General features: G+C 60.7%; 18 protein-coding genes. 6 read left to right on the top strand and 12 right to left on the bottom strand.

Features of this window, described 5'->3' with window-relative positions; genetic code table 11:
* Positions 1–92 precede the first annotated feature (92 nt).
* From NF78_RS27150 to NF78_RS27140, 4 genes are all read right to left on the bottom strand, one after another.
* Positions 93–476 (bottom strand): HEPN domain-containing protein, encoded by a 384-nt coding sequence (locus NF78_RS27150; RefSeq protein WP_035994606.1) that lies wholly within the window; start codon positions 474–476, stop codon positions 93–95.
* Positions 448–777 carry a nucleotidyltransferase domain-containing protein gene (locus NF78_RS27145; protein ID WP_035994603.1) on the bottom strand — a complete coding sequence of 110 codons (330 nt, stop codon included), beginning with the start codon at positions 775–777 and terminating at the stop codon, positions 448–450. The genes NF78_RS27150 and NF78_RS27145 overlap by 29 nt, the downstream gene beginning before the upstream one ends.
* A gap of 21 nt (positions 778–798) precedes the next feature.
* Positions 799–957, bottom strand: a complete 159-nt coding sequence (locus NF78_RS31635) for a hypothetical protein (RefSeq protein WP_156119996.1) — start codon at positions 955–957, stop codon at positions 799–801.
* Positions 958–1,023: 66 nt separating this feature from the next.
* The gene (locus NF78_RS27140) at positions 1,024–2,187 is read right to left on the bottom strand and encodes a GuaB3 family IMP dehydrogenase-related protein (RefSeq protein ID WP_035994601.1); all 1,164 of its coding nucleotides are present in this window, start codon (positions 2,185–2,187) and stop codon (positions 1,024–1,026) included.
* A 172-nt stretch (positions 2,188–2,359) separates the two neighbouring features.
* Between NF78_RS27140 and NF78_RS27135 the strand changes: the two genes are divergently transcribed.
* The 4 genes from NF78_RS27135 to NF78_RS27120 all read left to right on the top strand — a co-directional run bounded on the left by NF78_RS27135 (position 2,360) and on the right by NF78_RS27120 (position 6,799).
* Positions 2,360–3,064, top strand: coding sequence for a potassium channel family protein (locus NF78_RS27135; protein ID WP_035994598.1), 705 nt, complete (start codon positions 2,360–2,362; stop codon positions 3,062–3,064).
* A 2-nt stretch (positions 3,065–3,066) separates the two neighbouring features.
* Positions 3,067–4,239: an anhydro-N-acetylmuramic acid kinase gene (locus NF78_RS27130; protein WP_035994596.1), complete on the top strand. Its 1,173-nt coding sequence runs from the start codon at positions 3,067–3,069 to the stop codon at positions 4,237–4,239.
* A gap of 143 nt (positions 4,240–4,382) precedes the next feature.
* The gene (locus NF78_RS27125; protein WP_318655523.1) at positions 4,383–4,832 is read left to right on the top strand and encodes a hypothetical protein; all 450 of its coding nucleotides are present in this window, start codon (positions 4,383–4,385) and stop codon (positions 4,830–4,832) included.
* 425 nt (positions 4,833–5,257) lie between these two features.
* Positions 5,258–6,799 carry a serine/threonine protein kinase gene (locus NF78_RS27120; RefSeq protein WP_035994591.1) on the top strand — a complete coding sequence of 514 codons (1,542 nt, stop codon included), beginning with the start codon at positions 5,258–5,260 and terminating at the stop codon, positions 6,797–6,799.
* Between the two features lie 48 nt (positions 6,800–6,847).
* Here NF78_RS27120 and NF78_RS27115 read toward each other — a convergent pair whose 3' ends face one another.
* Positions 6,848–7,720, bottom strand: a complete 873-nt coding sequence (locus NF78_RS27115; RefSeq protein ID WP_035994588.1) for a universal stress protein — start codon at positions 7,718–7,720, stop codon at positions 6,848–6,850.
* A gap of 560 nt (positions 7,721–8,280) precedes the next feature.
* Positions 8,281–8,691: an ISAs1 family transposase gene (locus NF78_RS32690; protein WP_263970628.1), complete on the bottom strand. Its 411-nt coding sequence runs from the start codon at positions 8,689–8,691 to the stop codon at positions 8,281–8,283.
* Between the two features lie 17 nt (positions 8,692–8,708).
* On the opposite strand from NF78_RS32690, the gene NF78_RS27105 reads away from it, so the two are divergent.
* Complete coding sequence (locus NF78_RS27105) at positions 8,709–9,050, top strand: DMT family transporter (protein WP_052049740.1); 342 nt, start codon at positions 8,709–8,711, stop codon at positions 9,048–9,050.
* Here NF78_RS27105 and NF78_RS33185 read toward each other — a convergent pair.
* Positions 9,047–9,181 carry a hypothetical protein gene (locus NF78_RS33185; RefSeq protein WP_263970540.1) on the bottom strand — a complete coding sequence of 45 codons (135 nt, stop codon included), beginning with the start codon at positions 9,179–9,181 and terminating at the stop codon, positions 9,047–9,049. The genes NF78_RS27105 and NF78_RS33185 overlap by 4 nt on opposite strands.
* A gap of 120 nt (positions 9,182–9,301) precedes the next feature.
* On the opposite strand from NF78_RS33185, the gene NF78_RS27100 reads away from it, so the two are divergent.
* Positions 9,302–9,676 carry an arsenic resistance protein gene (locus NF78_RS27100; RefSeq protein WP_035994584.1) on the top strand — a complete coding sequence of 125 codons (375 nt, stop codon included), beginning with the start codon at positions 9,302–9,304 and terminating at the stop codon, positions 9,674–9,676.
* Between the two features lie 272 nt (positions 9,677–9,948).
* Here the strand turns inward: NF78_RS27100 and NF78_RS27095 are convergent, their stop codons facing one another.
* From NF78_RS27095 to NF78_RS27075, 5 genes are all read right to left on the bottom strand, one after another.
* Positions 9,949–10,143 (bottom strand): NblA/ycf18 family protein, encoded by a 195-nt coding sequence (locus tag NF78_RS27095; protein WP_035994581.1) that lies wholly within the window; start codon positions 10,141–10,143, stop codon positions 9,949–9,951.
* 523 nt (positions 10,144–10,666) lie between these two features.
* The gene (locus tag NF78_RS27090) at positions 10,667–11,437 is read right to left on the bottom strand and encodes a PP2C family protein-serine/threonine phosphatase (protein ID WP_035994876.1); all 771 of its coding nucleotides are present in this window, start codon (positions 11,435–11,437) and stop codon (positions 10,667–10,669) included.
* 20 nt (positions 11,438–11,457) lie between these two features.
* Positions 11,458–13,404 (bottom strand): AarF/ABC1/UbiB kinase family protein, encoded by a 1,947-nt coding sequence (locus tag NF78_RS27085; RefSeq protein WP_318655522.1) that lies wholly within the window; start codon positions 13,402–13,404, stop codon positions 11,458–11,460.
* Between the two features lie 120 nt (positions 13,405–13,524).
* The gene (locus NF78_RS27080; RefSeq protein WP_035994579.1) at positions 13,525–13,848 is read right to left on the bottom strand and encodes a DUF6825 family protein; all 324 of its coding nucleotides are present in this window, start codon (positions 13,846–13,848) and stop codon (positions 13,525–13,527) included.
* 148 nt (positions 13,849–13,996) lie between these two features.
* On the bottom strand, positions 13,997–15,589 hold the full coding sequence (locus NF78_RS27075) for a hypothetical protein (protein WP_035994576.1): 1,593 nt from the start codon (positions 15,587–15,589) through the stop codon (positions 13,997–13,999).
* Positions 15,590–15,615: the final 26 nt, after the last annotated feature.

Here is a 15,615-nt window from a genome sequence, read left to right as displayed (position 1 = left end):
GAACGTTCAAACGTTGCTCAAGTGTCTAAATGTCTGATTTCTAAATGTTCGAACCCGATTGACTACGGCTATACTCCGGCGGTTTGGCTGCTCTAGGGTAGACCCAGGCTTTGCCGCACGGCCTGCCGCACCTCGGCACACAGTTCATACATCTCGATCGCAACGTCCTGATCAGCGACAAATCCTGGATACCGCACTTCAACAGCGAAGTCAGTCAGCAGAGCCAAAGCCGGGCGAAAGCGCTCCCACTCAGGCTCTACAGGATTAAGTAAAGTTAGCAGAGCAGTCAGGTCATGGATTTTAGGGAAGGGAATGTCAGCGGCTAGCAGTCTTGCCTTGAGATATTTTTCGACACACTGCTGAGTGTGAAAACAAACGGCATCGTAATTTGGCAACTGCCGAACCTGCAATTCTCGGCCAGCTGTGCCAAAATCTGCCTCTGCTTTATCAATCCACTCCTGTAGAGTCGCTGTCATACAGCACTTTGCCGTTATTAACGATATCTTCTAAAAAAAAGTCCCGCATGGTCAAACGCTGAGTCAAGTATTCAGGAGTTCGCACCAATAAATCAAGGGCAAACCCCGGTCTAACCTGACAACGGATCTCTGCTGCTTTGCGAGCCGGATAACCCTCGAAGGGTAAAACCACCAGCAGATCGACATCGGAGTCGGCGGTGGGTTCGCCGTAGGCGTAGGAGCCAAACAGAATAATGCGATCGGGGTTAAACTGTTCGGCAATTTGCCGACTCAGCGCTTCAATCTGCTGCATGTCAACCATGATTTGACTCCAGCGGTTTGCCTAATTCTGCCACATTGCCCCAGGCCCAGGATGCTTGCGATCGCGCTTCCTCCCCAGGGCATTCCGCTCCAAAGCAATGCCAAACTGAGGAAACTGAAACGGCGACAGTTTGGCGGGCCGGTCGTTCTGCCAGGGAGGCGAACTGGAAGCTGCAGCCAAGGCGCTCGGTTTCCGTAGGGAGACCGAGCGCCTTGGCCCCAGCAAACCCGCCCTGGTGGGGCCTGTCTACTTGCCCATACCCAGCTGCTGGGCCTTCTGGTACACCTTGCCCTCGGTCAGCAGCGAGGGGGCGATCACCACCTCCACCTGCTGCATTTCCTTTAGGTCCTTAGCGCCCAGGGTGCCCATGCTGGTTTGCAGCGCCCCTAAAAAGTTGTGGGTGCCGTCGTCCAGGCCGGCGGGGCCGCGCAGAATTTGCTCCAGGCTGCCCGTGGTGCCCACCTTAATGCGGGTGCCCCGGGGCAGCACCGGGCTGGGAGTCGCCATCCCCCAGTGGAAGCCCCGACCCGGCGCTTCGGCGGCGCGGGCAAAAGGCGAGCCAATCATCACCCCATCGGCCCCGCAGGCGATGCACTTGCAGATGTCGCCCCCCGTGACCAGGCCGCCATCGGCCACAATCGCCACGTAGCGGCCGGTTTCGGCGAAGAAGTCGTCGCGGGCGGCGGCACAGTCGGCCACCGCCGTTGCCTGGGGAATGCCAATGCCCAGCACCCCGCGCGAGGTGCAGGCCGCCCCGGGACCAATGCCCACCATGACGGCGGCGGCTCCGGCCTTCATCAGGTTGAGGGCAACCTCGTAGGTGACGCAGTTGCCCAGAATCACCGGCATGGGCATCTTGGCGCAGAAGGCGGACAGATCGAGCGGGCTGATCTCGGCGGGGGACAGGTGGGCCGTCGACACCACGGTGGCCTGCACAAAGACCAGGTCGGCCCCCGCCTCGGCCACGGTTTTGCCGAAGCGAGCGGCCCCCGCCGGGGTCAGGCTCACCGCGGCCACTCCGCCACCCGATTTGATAGCCTGAATTCGTTTAGTGATCAGCTCTGGCTTGACGGGCTCGGCGTAGAGGGTTTGCATAAGCCCGACAAACTCGTCTTTGCCCACCGAGGCAATCTGATCGAGAATGGGTTCGGGGTCGTCGTAGCGAGTCTGGATGCCCTCCAGGTTCAGCACCCCCAGAGCCCCCAGCTCCGACAGCCGAATCGCCATCCCGACATCGACCACTCCGTCCATAGCGCTGGCGATAATCGGAATCTCGCGCTCAACCCCGCCAATGTGCCACCGGGTATCGGCCAGGCTTGGGTCTAGGGTTCTTGGCCCCGGTACCAGGGCAATCTCATCAATGCCGTATGCTCTGCGAACGACTTTGCCGCGACCAAGTTGTATATTCACGTCCTTACCTTTACCCTCTGGACCAAAACCATTAGGCTAGCCTAGCAAAAAAGAATTCTCGGCGTATAGCCGTTGTCCGAAACCTTCGGGCCAGTGTCGATAGCAATATCGGGTGATAATATTGGGCAGACCTGAGCCAGGACTGCGTAATTTTTGAGGGAAACAAAGGGTTGTGAACCTGTCATCGCTGACATTTTTGCGCAAGATGCGATCGCCCAATCGCCAGTTTGCCGTCATTGGGCTGGGGCGCTTCGGTCGGGCGGTGTGCGGCACCCTCAATAACCTGGGCTATGAGGTGCTGGCCGCCGATACCGACGAGCGTCGGGTCAGTCAGGCTCTCACCGACCAGATTGCCGCCCACGCCCTCCAGCTCGACACCACCCAGCCCTCGGCCCTGCGCGAGGCGGGCATCACCGACTTCGACACGGTAATTGTGGCGATCGGCAACTACGTCGAGGAGAGCATCATTACCACCCTCAACCTCAAAGAGGCCGGGGTGAAAAACGTGGTGGCCAAGGCCTCGTCAGAGATCCACGGCAAGCTGCTCGATCGCGTGGGGGCCGACCACGTGGTGTTTCCTGAGCACGAGATGGGCTGTGAACTGGCGCGATCGCTCACCTCCCCCGGCATTCTCGATCGCTTTGAGATCGACCCCAACCACTGCATCGCCGAAATCATCGTGCCCAAGGCCTTTGACCAGATGACCATCGTTGACCTTGACCTGCGCAACCGCTACGAACTCACCCTGCTGGCTATCAGCCAGGACAACGATCCCGACCAGTTTGAGATCAACCCCAGCCCTGTCACCCGGCTGAAGGCGGGCGGCCTGATGGTCGTGATCGGCAGCAACAAAGGCCTGGAGCGTCTACCGGTATAGCCATGCGCGTGATTGGTTTGATTAGCGGCACCTCCGTAGACGGCATCGATGCCGCCCTGGTGGACGTGGGCGGGCAGGGCTACGAGCTCAGCCTCTCCCTGCTGGACGGACTGACCTGGCCCTACCCCACCGAGCTTCAGCAGCAAATTTTAGCCCTCTGCGCCGGGGAAGCGGTGGATTTGGAGACCCTGGCCCGGCTAGACGATGCCGTGGCCCACACCTTTGTCGATGCGGCCCAGGCGCTCATGGCCCAGGCCGGCCCCGCTGAGCTGGTGGCCTCCCACGGGCAAACGGTCTTTCACCGTCCGGTGGGGCGTCCGGCCCTGAGCCACCAGGGGCCAGTACAGCTGGGCTATACCCTGCAACTGGGGCGCGGTGCCGTGCTGGCCCAGCGGTTGGGCCTGCCTGTGGTCAGCGACTTTCGCCAGGCCGACATTGAAGCGGGAGGGGAGGGTGCCCCCCTGGCTCCGGTGTTAGATCTCTGTCTGCTCAGCCACCCCACCGAGCACCGCTGCGTCCAAAATCTGGGCGGCATTGGCAATGTCGCCTACCTGCCTCCCTGGCACCGCCGGGGCAGTCCGCCCAAGGTGCTGGGGTGGGACACCGGACCGGCCAACTCCTTGATCGATATCGCCATCTATACCCTCTCCGAGGGCAGCCTCACCTACGACGAGGACGGCGCTTGGGCCGCCCAGGGTACCCCCTGTCTGGCGCTTGTCAACGATTGGCTTGAGCACCCCTACTTTGTGCAGCCACCGCCAAAATCCACCGGGCGCGAGCTGTTTGGCTGGGAGTTTTTCCAGCGGTGCCATCAGGAGGCGCAGCGGCAGGGCCTGAGTGTCGTGGATATCCTCGCCACGCTGACGGAGTTCACCGCTGCTTCGGTGGCCCGCGAATACCGCACTTTCTTGCCCACCCTGCCCGATCGCGTACTGGTCAGCGGCGGCGGTAGCCACAACCCGGTGCTGATGGCGCGCCTCCAGGCTCACCTGCCCGATCTTCCGGTACAGCCCACCGATGCGGTGGGGCTCTCGGCCAGCTACAAGGAGGCGATCGCTTTTGCCGTGCTGGGCTACTGGCAGCGCCAGGGATTTGCGGGCAACTTGCCCGCCGTCACCGGAGCCAGCGGCCCCGTGGTGCTCGGGCGCCTCAGTCCTCCTGCCGGAACGCTTTAGTCCAGGGAGTGGCCTGTCGGCCATAGCTCAGTCTGAGCAATAGGACGTATGCTTGAGAAGCATAGATACCTAGATAGTGATGGGGGCCAGACTGAACTAACGCAGGATGACGGGGATGTTGATGGCTGGGGGAGCAGGGTGTGGTGCATAGCTTTTTAATTGAGCCTGGCCGCTGGACGTTGCAGGGGAGCTGGATGGAGCGCGATCGCCTGCCCACCCCGGTCAAAGGCAAAATTTTAATCGCCTGGAGCCGCGACGATTGGTTCACCATGGTAATGAAGCTGGCCATGCCCGACGCCCAGCCGGGGGAAATGGCGCTTCAGTATCGCGGTCGGTTGACCAGCGGCGACTGCCAGTACACCTTTGTGCTGCAGCACAGCCTGCTGGGGCGGGTGGAGGGGGAGGGCTGGGTGGCCCCCGACTCGATCATTCAGCGCTACTGGGCCCTGGGCGATCGCCAGCGCCGCACCGGATTTGAAACCCTCTACCGCCTCGACCAGGACCGTTACCATCTCTCCAGCGGAATTATGACCGGCCACTACCTGACCAGCGCCATGGAGGCAACGCTGCACCTCCAGAGCCTCCCGCCCTAGGCCCTCAGCCTGGCGGCGGCATCCCAAGCCCCAGGCGGGAATGTACTAGAGTAAAAACAATGTCTCTGAGCTGTAGTTGGGCATATTAGGGATAAGGTCCGGGCCCTAAAGCCTGGGGCCTATGGAGCAGGGGCATTGGGCTAACCTGATTCTGAGCCGATGGCTGGGTGCATGATCGAGAGTCTCATCAGGTGACAGTGCGTTAAGTTGGCTCCAGAAGCGAGCCAGCCAGGGATTGCCCCTGTCCTACGGCTGCCGGGGCCTGAGGTGCTTGGCGGGCTGACGGTGATGGGTTTGCCCCTGGGGTAGACCCCTACCCTTTTGGCCTGGGGCCGATTGACTTAGCCGCCGCCCTGGTTTTTCCCTGTTGCTGACAGTACTGTTCCTTGTACCGCCCGCCCCCACGTTTGGCTACTTCTGTATCTATGGCTGACTCCAATCTGGGCTGTAAATTGGCCAATCGCTACGAACTCCTCGAACCCATTGGCCAGGGGTCCATGGGGCGTGTGTACATGGCGGAGGATTTACTGCTGGGCAGCGTCAAGGTAGCGATCAAGCTGCTGTCCCAGACCCTGCCCGGCGAAAAAATGCGCGATCGCTTTATGCAGGAGGCCATGACCTGCGCCCAGCTCGGCCAGAAGAGCATCCATGTGGTGCGCGTCACCGACTACGGCGTCAGCGACGAAGGGGTGCCTTTCTATGTTATGGAGTACCTCCAGGGGCAAAGCCTGAGCCACCTGATCAACCTCCAGCCCCTGCCCGTGCCTCGATTTTTGGGTCTGATCCGCCAAATTTGCCTGGGGCTCCAGTCCGCCCACGATGGCATCATTCTCAAAACCCAGCCCGATCCGGTGCCCATTATCCACCGCGATATCAAGCCCAGCAACATCATGATCGTGCAGGACCCCACCCTGGGGGAGCTGGCTAAGATCTTAGACTTTGGCATCGCCAAACTGGTCCAGATCGACAGCGACCAGACCAACTGCTTCATGGGTACCCTGGCCTACGCCTCTCCCGAACAGATGGAAGGCCGCGAGCTCGACAGCCGCTCCGATATCTACAGCCTCGGGGTGATGATGTTTCAGATGCTGACCGGCCATCTACCCCTGCGGGCCAGCAGCCACACCTTTGGGGGGTGGTACAAGGTACACCAGACCCAGGCCCCCAAGCGCATGGGTGAGGTTGCCAGCAATATCAAGGTCCCCAAGCTGCTCGAAGATCTGGTCATGAGCTGTATGGCCAAGCCCGCCGAGGACCGCCCCCAGAGCACCCACGAAATTTTACAAATCCTGGAGCCGCTGCAGTCCCGTTACGTCAACGGATTTCGGATTAGCCAGCGGATTGGCACCACCCTCAATCGAGTACCCGTCACCCGCCAGCCAGCTCCCAACGAAACCCTGCAAGAAGACCAGGTGTGCAAGCTGACGGTGTGGCCTGCCACCAAGCCTGTGGCGGAAATCGTCTTTCCCCACCCATTGCCGACCAGCCAGGGGGCCTTGGCCACCCTCTGGGCGATGATGCCCGATGCCGAAATCCACCGACGCCTGGTTAGCACCCGCTACAACACCTTTATCTGCACCATGGCCCCCCACCCGATGCTGCTGTGGCTGACGGTGCTCTACAGCAGCGCCCACGGAGCCCGCTGGCTGCCCTGCTACCTCGATCTCAAAACGGCCCTGGGCCAGGATATGGCCGGCCTGCTGGGCAACAATGGCACCTACAAGCTCCTGCTGTTCTCCCTCGAAAATCCGCGCCGCTGCGCCCACGTGCTCAGCTGTAGCGTGTCGGAGCCCCAGCGCAGCCTCCTGCAGGAGTGGGTGCTGACGGCCCGCAGTCGCCCCTCTACCGGGGCGATCGCCACCAGTCGCGATCTGCTGCGCAACGAACTCCAAACTAAACTCAAGGCCAAGGTCTTACAAAAGCTGGAGTCGATCTATGTCGATACGGGATCAAGTCTGTCCGACTGACCATCCTGTGCCCTGTTCCGGATTTTCATCTCCTGGGGCGCAAACGCGCTAGCTGGGGAAAAAGAGCACCGGATGCCAGCTGCGCCGCAGAATTTCGTGGGTGAGGCTGGGGGCAGACCACTTAAAAATACCTTCGGCCCCACCAGAGCAGGCGGCGATCGCACCAATGTCGTGGATCTCAGCCGTTTTCATAATTTCTTCCAGGGGGTTACCTTCTACAACCGTTGTGTTCACCACCAAATTTAGGGCGGCCAGCTCAGACTGAAGTTGGTCCAGCTCCTGCTGGGCCTGCTGCACAGGATGGTCACCCAGCAGTTCCCGGCGGACGTGGTCGTCAATCACCCACAGCAGCCGCACCCGCTCCAGCACTGAGTTGGGATTGTTTTTGACCTGTTGGCGAATATTTTGAACGATTTTTTTGCCGCCCTGGGTGCCGTCGTAGGGCACCAGCAGGTAGCGAAATAGGTGGGCGCAGCGCAGCTCCAGCTCAGCGGTCGTGTAGGTTGACATCAGCTGGGGCCGCAAAATAATCAGCGGCACGCCGGTTTTTTCGGCCAGGGCCGCCGTGGTGCTGCCAAACAGCTTTTCTTCCAGCAAAGTGCGGGTAGGCGAACCCAAAAAAATCACGTCCACCTGGTGCTGCTTGGCCAGCCGCAGAATATTGTCGCTGGTGCGCCCCCACTGGACTTCAATAGTGACTTCAACGGTGTCGGGTGCCTCTCGCAGCAGTTCCTGAAGCCGCTGTCGCGCAGGTTCTAAGCGTTCTGGACTGGCCCGGGGAATCTCTGGTCCACTCTCGACGGGCATGCTGTGAAAAAATACCAGCGACTTGAATCCTCCAGCGGCTAAGCTGGGGACAAACTGAGCCAGGCGGTAGATGCCATCGGTAAAGTCGGTACAGATAAGTGCGCGCTGAAACATAGTTCCCCCGTTCAGGTGCAACAAATTGGGCCAGGGTCTAAGGGGCAAGGACCGCTGCTGGAAGGTCATCACCTCGCTTACCGAGCCAGCCTGGCCCCTGGGCGGTGCTTTCCCAGCTGTGCGCCAGCGCTGGGGAAAAACCCCTCCCCTAACAACCATAGCGTTTGCGCGGACAGTTGCAACCCTGCTTGGGCTGACCTGGTTTATTCAAGGGTGAGTCAGAATGAATTAGAGATCCCCAGCACCAGAAGCTGGCTTTTAGATCGGCAAAGGTGGCAGGGAAAAATTGTGTAGCGTATCCATCCCGGCTGTTCCCATTGCCAGGAGCGAGTGGGGGGGACACGGCCCATCGGCCTAAAATATCTCTATTTCAACGGGCTCTAGGCTCTAGCCGTACTGCAAAGGAGAGCTGTCTCTGCTGTGGTGGCTGTACACGTAGCGTAACTCAGGGCCACAGCGGTTGAGGGGAAAAACTAACGGTGTTTTGGTAAGACAGGCAGCAGGTTGTTGGCTCTGTAGCCTGCAAATTAGTCTGCAAATTGGGTAGGGCAAACGCATACTCAGGAGGAGAGTAGCCGAATTAGGTAGTCATTATCCCATCCTGCTTGCAAGCGTTTAGCCTTGATACCCCCTTTGGCAAAAGCGTCCTGACGCAGCAGATTGAGGGCGATGTGACGGACGACGGCCAGATTAGCGGGGGCGTGGTCTTTACGAATTCGAGAGGCATCTTCGTGGAAGGCGACATCGAGCACCCAGTGGAGCTGGTTTTCAATACCCCAGTGGCTGCGCACCCCTTGGGCAAAGCGTTGGACATCGCCGTCAAAACTAACGAGATAGTAGCGCTGCTCAATGGTCGGGGGTTGACCGAGGATACGGCGTTCAGCCTCCACGAGGCCAACGCGTTTTAAGCCAACCCAGCGCTCAGCGTTGATGAGGTGCTCGACCCCATCGAGCAACCAGTGGCGGCGGATGAAAGCGGTATGGGGCAGTGGCGATCGCCTTTTACCAGGACCTGTTTGCCTTCCTCTGCCTGCTGCTGGTCACCCCCCTGGCCAGCCTGGCCCTGACACCCCAGGACCTGGGCCTGCTGCTGGTGCTGGGGGTGCTGTGTACCGCCGTCGCCCACACATTATTTATTGAGAGTTTGGCGGTGCTGCGAGCCCAGACCGCTAGCGTGATCAGCGGCCTGGAGCCGGTCTACGGCATTGCCCTGGCGGCCCTGCTGCTGGGGGAAGTGCCCGTCCCCCGCACCCTGGTCGGCGGCGCGATTATTTTGGGCACCACCCTCTGGGCCAGCCTGCCCGACAAGAGCCTGGAGGCCCCGCCCTAGGTCTGGGCCGCAAAGTCGTGGATAAAGGTCCGCTGGGCGACTACGCCAAGGGCCCCGGCGTGGACGCTCTGCACCGTGGCGATCGCCGCCTCAGCGCTGTAGCCCAGCCGCACCAGACAGGCCGCCACCACCGTCCCCGTACAGTCGACTGACTTCTGCTGCAGAGTAATAACCGTTAGGACAGGATACTGCTCAATATATCAATTTTTATTGATGTATACTGGCCCTAGAATCATTAGCTTCAAACCTCTATGTCCACCAGACAGCCTGCCGCTGCCCCAGTCGCCGGGGGACAGCTCAACATTTTCGAGCGCTACCTCACCCTGTGGGTGCTGCTGTGCATTGCGGCTGGCATTGCCCTGGGGCGGCTGCTGCCCGGGGTGGCGATCGCCCTGGATGCCATGAGCATCTACCAGGTGTCGGTACCGATCGCCATCTGTCTCTTTTTCATGATGTACCCGATCATGGTGAAGATCGACTTTGCCCAGGCCAAGCGGGCGGCCCAAACCCCCCGGCCCGTGCTACTCACCCTGGCGGTGAACTGGCTGATCAAACCCTTCACTATGGTGCTGTTTGCCCATGAAAATGCTCGATTAACGGCGATAGGGGCTGGGCAGAACACATAACTCACTTCCTAGAAATGAGTCTTAATATTCTCATCTCGAGTATGCGTTTGCCCTAGCAAATTGGGCCTGGTGCTTGACCTACGGAGAGGGTTAATTTGGCATTCTAGCTGCGCTGAGCATGCGGCTGCGCCTGGATCGAACATTTAGCATCGAACATTTTGGATCGAACATTTAGCATTGAAGCTGACGCCCCGACATCCCCGGCCTGGTTCAACGTAACCGTGCAAGAGAGGGAGGTCGCCGTCTTCATGCTGTAAGACGTTGCTCAAGGGTTAGAACTGAGGATTCGGCCCAATCCCCCATTCGTGCTTGAGAAAGTGCTTGTACATGGTTTCACGCATCATCATCTGCTCGTACAGCTTGACCAGAAACTGTTGAGCTTGCTCGCGGCTCATTTTGTCGACTTGAGTCTCAAATGACCGCAGACTGAACTGCTGCTCAAGCGAGAGTTGCATCGGTTCGTTCATGGATTTACTCCTGAGAGAGAGAACAACACCCCAGCGGACATGGATCACCCAGGCCTGAATTGCCTGGGGTCGTTGACCCGAACATTCAGCGAGTCCTCCAATCCGGAAAACTGACTGAGCGCAGCGGGTCTCTGTTCTGGAGTGGGTTTAACCACAAGGCCAACGGCAGTCAATGCGCGATGGTTTACAAATTATAACAACCATTTGACAAAGATCCAGTTGTTGGCGTTATGAGCGAATATAACAAGTCATCCCCGAACCGTCATCTGCCGGTCGAGAATTTACAATTTTTATCAATGTTTGCTAAGCAAAAATGCTCAGGGCAAACTTCTTAATCTATTCTTCCTTTAGGTAGGCATGGCTCCCAAGCTGGAGGCCAAAACGCCACAACTTCGTAGGCCCAGGTTTTCCATCGGCAGTCCGTTGTCAGTGACGGAGCAATTTTTGCCGCCGCGCCATGACCCGGCAGGTAGATTTACCCATCGCCAAAGACTAATCGCTGGAGGGAGCCGTTAAAGTCCCCTTAACTGACGTCAGCATCCAAATCGGAGCCAGTTAGGGGTGAAGTAATGTTTACCACCACGACGGTGATGTTGTCGCGGCCGCCACGTTGCTTGGCCGAGTTGACCAGGGCGGTTGCCGCCGCCTCACAGGCGCGGATGGATTTCAAGTGGGAGGCAATCAGGTGATCCGAGAGTTCTTCCGTGAGCCCATCGCTACACAGCAGCAGGCGATCGCCGTTTTGGACCTCCATGGGCTGAATGCCAATTTCGCTGAGGTCATCGCGGCCCAGGCACTGGGACAGCACGTGCCGCCAGGGGTGGCTGCGGGACTGAACCGGAGATACCTCACCGGCGCGAATCGCTTTGGCAATCCAGGTGTGGTCCTCGGTCAGCTGTTCCAGATGGTGACCCCGCAGGCGGTAAAGCCGCGAATCGCCCACGTGGGCACACCAGGGCTGGGGGTCGCTGTCCCGAAAGGTGACCATGACCACGGTGGTGCCCATATCGCCCCGTTCTGGATGACGGCGCTGATCGTCAAGAATGGCGTTGTTGGCCTGCTTTAGGGCCTGTTCCAGCAGCTGTGCCGTGGCGGTTTCGAGGTGCCAGTGCTGGTCGAGAAACGCTTTGATGGTAGCTGTCGCCAGCCGACTGGCCTCCTGTCCGCCCGCGTGGCCCCCCATGCCATCGGCGACGATGAAGAACCGCCCCTTGGGGTCAATGTAGTAATCGTCCTGGTTGCTAGTGCGCAGCAGCCCGGGGTCGGAGAGTCCTGAGAAAATGCAGTCTACCATGACAACCTTGGACCAAACCATTAGGGCAGGCGATCGGCCCGGTTGACTTTGAGCATCGATCGCAAAAATGCAATCCCGCTGCCCACCGCCAGTACCCCCGGCACCACGGCCAACCAGACAAACTCCGACAGCAGTAGTCCGGTGGCTGAGAGGGTAAATGCACCTAGCAGAATGGCGTAGTTGTTGGCCATGGTGACGCCGCTGATCCGCCGCAGGGCGCGATCGGTTTCGATCGATCGCACCCGGACCCGAATGTCGCCCCGCTCTAGTTTGTCGAGGGTATCTTCTATGCGCCGGGGTAAGCCCAGGGCGGAGGTGCTAACCTGGGCCGCCTGGCGGCTGAGTTCACCCAGCAGACTGTTAGCGCCATCGGTCGAATTACCATTAGACATAAGCTGTGCAGCAAACGGCTTGGCCGCTTCCATAAAGTTGAACTCCGGGTCAAGACCTTTCCCTACCCCCTCCAGGGTAGAAAAAGCCCGCATGACAAAGGTAAAGGTGGCGGGAAAGCGAAAGGGCTGGTCGTAGGCGACGGCATAGAGGTCATCGCTGATGGCGTTAATGGACTGCTCCTCAAAGGGCTTGTCCATGAAGTTATCCAAAATATACTGGATGGAGCGCCGAACTGGGCTCATATCCTCAATTTCGGCCAGCGCGCCCAGTTCTAGCAGCGAGTTCATCACCCGTTCGGCGTCGCGCTGAGCGATACCCATAAAGGTGTTCATCAACCGCTGCCGGGTCAGGGGTTGCACCTGGCCCATCATGCCAAAGTCATAAAAAATCAGCGATCCGTCCAGGCTGACCGCAATGTTGCCGGGGTGGGGGTCGGCGTGGAAAAAGCCGTTGTTGAGCAGCTGATGCAGGTAGGCTTGGGCGCCCAAACGGGCCAGGCGGCTGCGATCGAGCCCGGCGGCCTCCAGGGCGTCGTAGTGGCTGATCTTGATGCCGGGCATGTACTCCAGGGTGACAACCCGTGACGATGTCAGCCGCCAAAATACCCGGGGCACGTGGACCCAGTCTTCGCCGCGAAAGTTGCGGCGGAAGGTGTCAGCATTGCGGCCCTCGTTGAGATAGTCAATTTCTTCCCACAGAATGCGGCAGCATTCGGCGTAGATGCCAATCCAGTCGCGCCCCTTGCCCCAGCTGGGGTGGTTCTGGAAGTAGTGGGCAATGCCTTTAAGAATGGAGAGGTCGATGGTGAAGAGCGATCGCAGCCCCGGCCGCTGTACCTTGACCACCACCTCGTCGCCGCTGTGAAGCTGAGCACGGTGAACCTGGCCCAGACTGGCGGCTGCCAGCGGAATCGGATCAAAGGTGCGGTATAGGGTGTGGATGGGTTTGCCCAGGTCGGCCTCAATGATGTCGCGGGCCTGCTCATAGCTAAAGGCGGGCACCCGGTCCTGGAGCTTGGAGAGTTCTTCGACAAACTCGATGGGAAAAATGTCGGCCCTGGTCGAAAACAGCTGACCGACCTTAATGAACGTCGGCCCCAGATCGAGCAGCGTTTCGCGAATCCAGGCGGCCAGTTTGCGCCTGCGGGCCGCCTGGACCTCGGGGGTGATGGTGCCACCGTAACTCCAGGCTTTGCCGTAGAGCCAGCGAGCCCACAGCAGCTGGAGCACAAAGCTCCAAATATCGACAAAGCGCCGCTGACGAGAGTAGCGACCCTGGTTCCAGCGGTAGGCCTCCTGGCGGAAGGGCAATGCCTTCTCCTGCCCGTTGCCCCCAGGGGGCTCAGAACCGGGGGGGGCGATCAGGGGACGATGGGATGGGGCAGAGTGCTCGGGTAGGGTGCGATCGGGCAGAGCATTCTCGGGTAGGGCACCCTCGGGCCCCACGGCCTTCGACGACACCGGGGATACCGCAGCATCCAGAACACCGCCGTCGGAGGCATAGCTCCCGTGCCCCTCCCCACCCAGGGGAGGAGGAAGTTTGGACGATGCGGAAGAATCTGAAACAGCAGACACTCAGGCTCCTAGGAAAGGAAAACAGGGCGACAGCAGCGGCTATCTGAAAGTGAATCAGCCCAGGACGGTCGCAGGACGGTCGATTGGAGGCGGGGAACCCCCACCGAGCCGAGGAGGCGTCTAGATCTGGGAGGTAGTTCGGTACTGTTGCAGAGCAACCCGCACCTGGGCAATCTCGGCCCGTAAGGTGTCGATGGTGGCCTGGAGATCGGTCACGGTACCGGCGTTAGAGGCCGCAGCGGTGTAAGAGACCCCTGCTTCGGCCTCGGCCTGCTGAGCCCGCACCATTACCTCTTCGGTGAACTGGCGCAGGTTTTCCCGCTGTTCGGCGTCAAACTTGCCCACCAGGCTGAGGCCATCGGTCAGCAGACGCTCGGCGCGCTCGTTGACTGCATCGGCCAGGGCGCGGCCTACGTAAAACGCGTGCAGCACAGGGCTACTCATGGCAAACCTCAGGAAAACGGATTGTGTAACAGAAATTCGCTTAACTGTAGAGAATTATAACGTTCTTATTCATCTAACACGGGGGAGAGATCGAGGTAAATGCCGGTTTGTTGGCTTCTGGGTGAGCCAGATCCTCTGGCGGGCGGGGCTAGCTAGAGGTCGGGGCCGGGGCGGGGGGCCGGGGGGGATTGATCAGCGGGGGGGGCGCTGCTCCTTCGGGGGCGCTCAGGGAAGGCGCTTCCAGGGGCGCTGGAGGCGTCAGCGGTTCTGGGGCCGGGGCCGGGGCCGGAGCCACCGGGGGCGGCGAGGCCGGACTGTCCGCTGGTGTTGGCTCAGCCCCAGGCTGAGTCGAGGGCTCGGCGGGAGGGTTCCAGGATTCCTCTGGCGGGGCCGTGGGGGCCGGGGTTGGCACCGGGCGAGATACGGCCGGTGGGGGGGCGGCGGGCTCCTGCTCGGGGATAAAGACGGGTTCCACCGCTGAGCCTGGGGGAGGGGTATCGCTGTAGGCCGGGCGATCGCGTAGGGCGGGCGCATCGTTCCAGGGCCGCCAGAGGTCGTTGCCATTCCAGTCGGGCAGGGGAGGAAACGACTGATTGGGATTGAGCCGTTCTGAGGTGGTGGAGCCAGTGGGCTGCAGGCGGGCGTAGAGGCCGAACCCCAGGCCGCTGGCCGTGGCCGCAATGCCGGTCAGCACCAGGGCCAGGCCCAAACCCGATCGCCGCCGCGGACCCGCCCCGGCGGCGGTGGGGCGATCGCGGTCTTCGCTTGGGGGCTCTACTGGACTGGTCGAGGGGCGATGGTCTGTCGGATGACCCACCACAGCTACGGTGGTCGGCACCCCCCGTTCCGGCAGCATTGCCTCCGCTGGCTCAGGGGGCAGTTGGGCGGCGGTGGGCAGCAGGGCCACCCAATCCGCCAGCGAAACAGGCGGAGCGCCTGGGGGCGGACTGCCCGCCTCCAGGGCCTGATCCATACTGTGGGGGAGGGCGGGGTGACAGCGGCGCAGGTCCACCGCCAGGGGGGCTTTGGTGGCCTCGGCCCGCTGCCCCGTCAGCAGAAAGTACAGCAGGTGAGTAAGACTCCGCACCAGGGCGGTCTCTGCCGGGTCGATGGGGCGCTCGGCAGCGGTTTCTGGAGCGGTCTCTGGGGCGCTCTCTGGAGCGGTCTCTGGGGCGCTCTCTGAAGCAGCCGCTGCAGGGATTTCTGGAGCGGTTTCTGGAGCAGCGACCTCAGAGTAGCCTGGGCCGGCTGGCACCAGATCAAAGCCTGTAAAGATAACGGTTTTCGCCTCCGGCTGATACCAGACCTGGTCGGGACAAATTCGTAGCCCCGTCCACCCCAGGGGCCGCAGGCTCTCGATCGCCTTTACTAGCTGACGCAGCACCGCCAGGGCAACCTGAGGGGTGAGGGGGTAATGGTCTGCAACCAGGCGATCGAGGGTTGTTCCGGCGGGGTTGGCCAGGGTTTGGTAGCAGACGCCATCCTCTTCAAAGCCGCCCAGGCACTGGGGTAGGGCTCCGTGGTTCAACCCATTGACCCGATCGAGGTACCGATAAAACGCCTCGCGCTCCAGGGCGTCGGGCAGGTTCTCTGGGCTGCGGCTGCCCAGCACCCGCAGCCGAATCCACTGCCCTCTCGACACATCCATTGCCAGGTACACGGGGCCAATGGTGTCGTCCGCTACCCAGGCGTCGATCACGTAGGTACCATTCTTGAGGGCGGTGCCCACGGCTAGGGTCATAACATCTCGAAGCGGTCCAGTTCTTT

Origin of the sequence: Leptolyngbya sp. KIOST-1, from assembly GCF_000763385.1 — a bacterium.
Lineage (GTDB): Bacteria > Cyanobacteriota > Cyanobacteriia > Phormidesmidales > Phormidesmidaceae > Nodosilinea.
The sequence above is the reverse complement of the archived record's forward strand: the minus strand, read 5'-3'. Positions and strand labels throughout refer to the sequence as shown.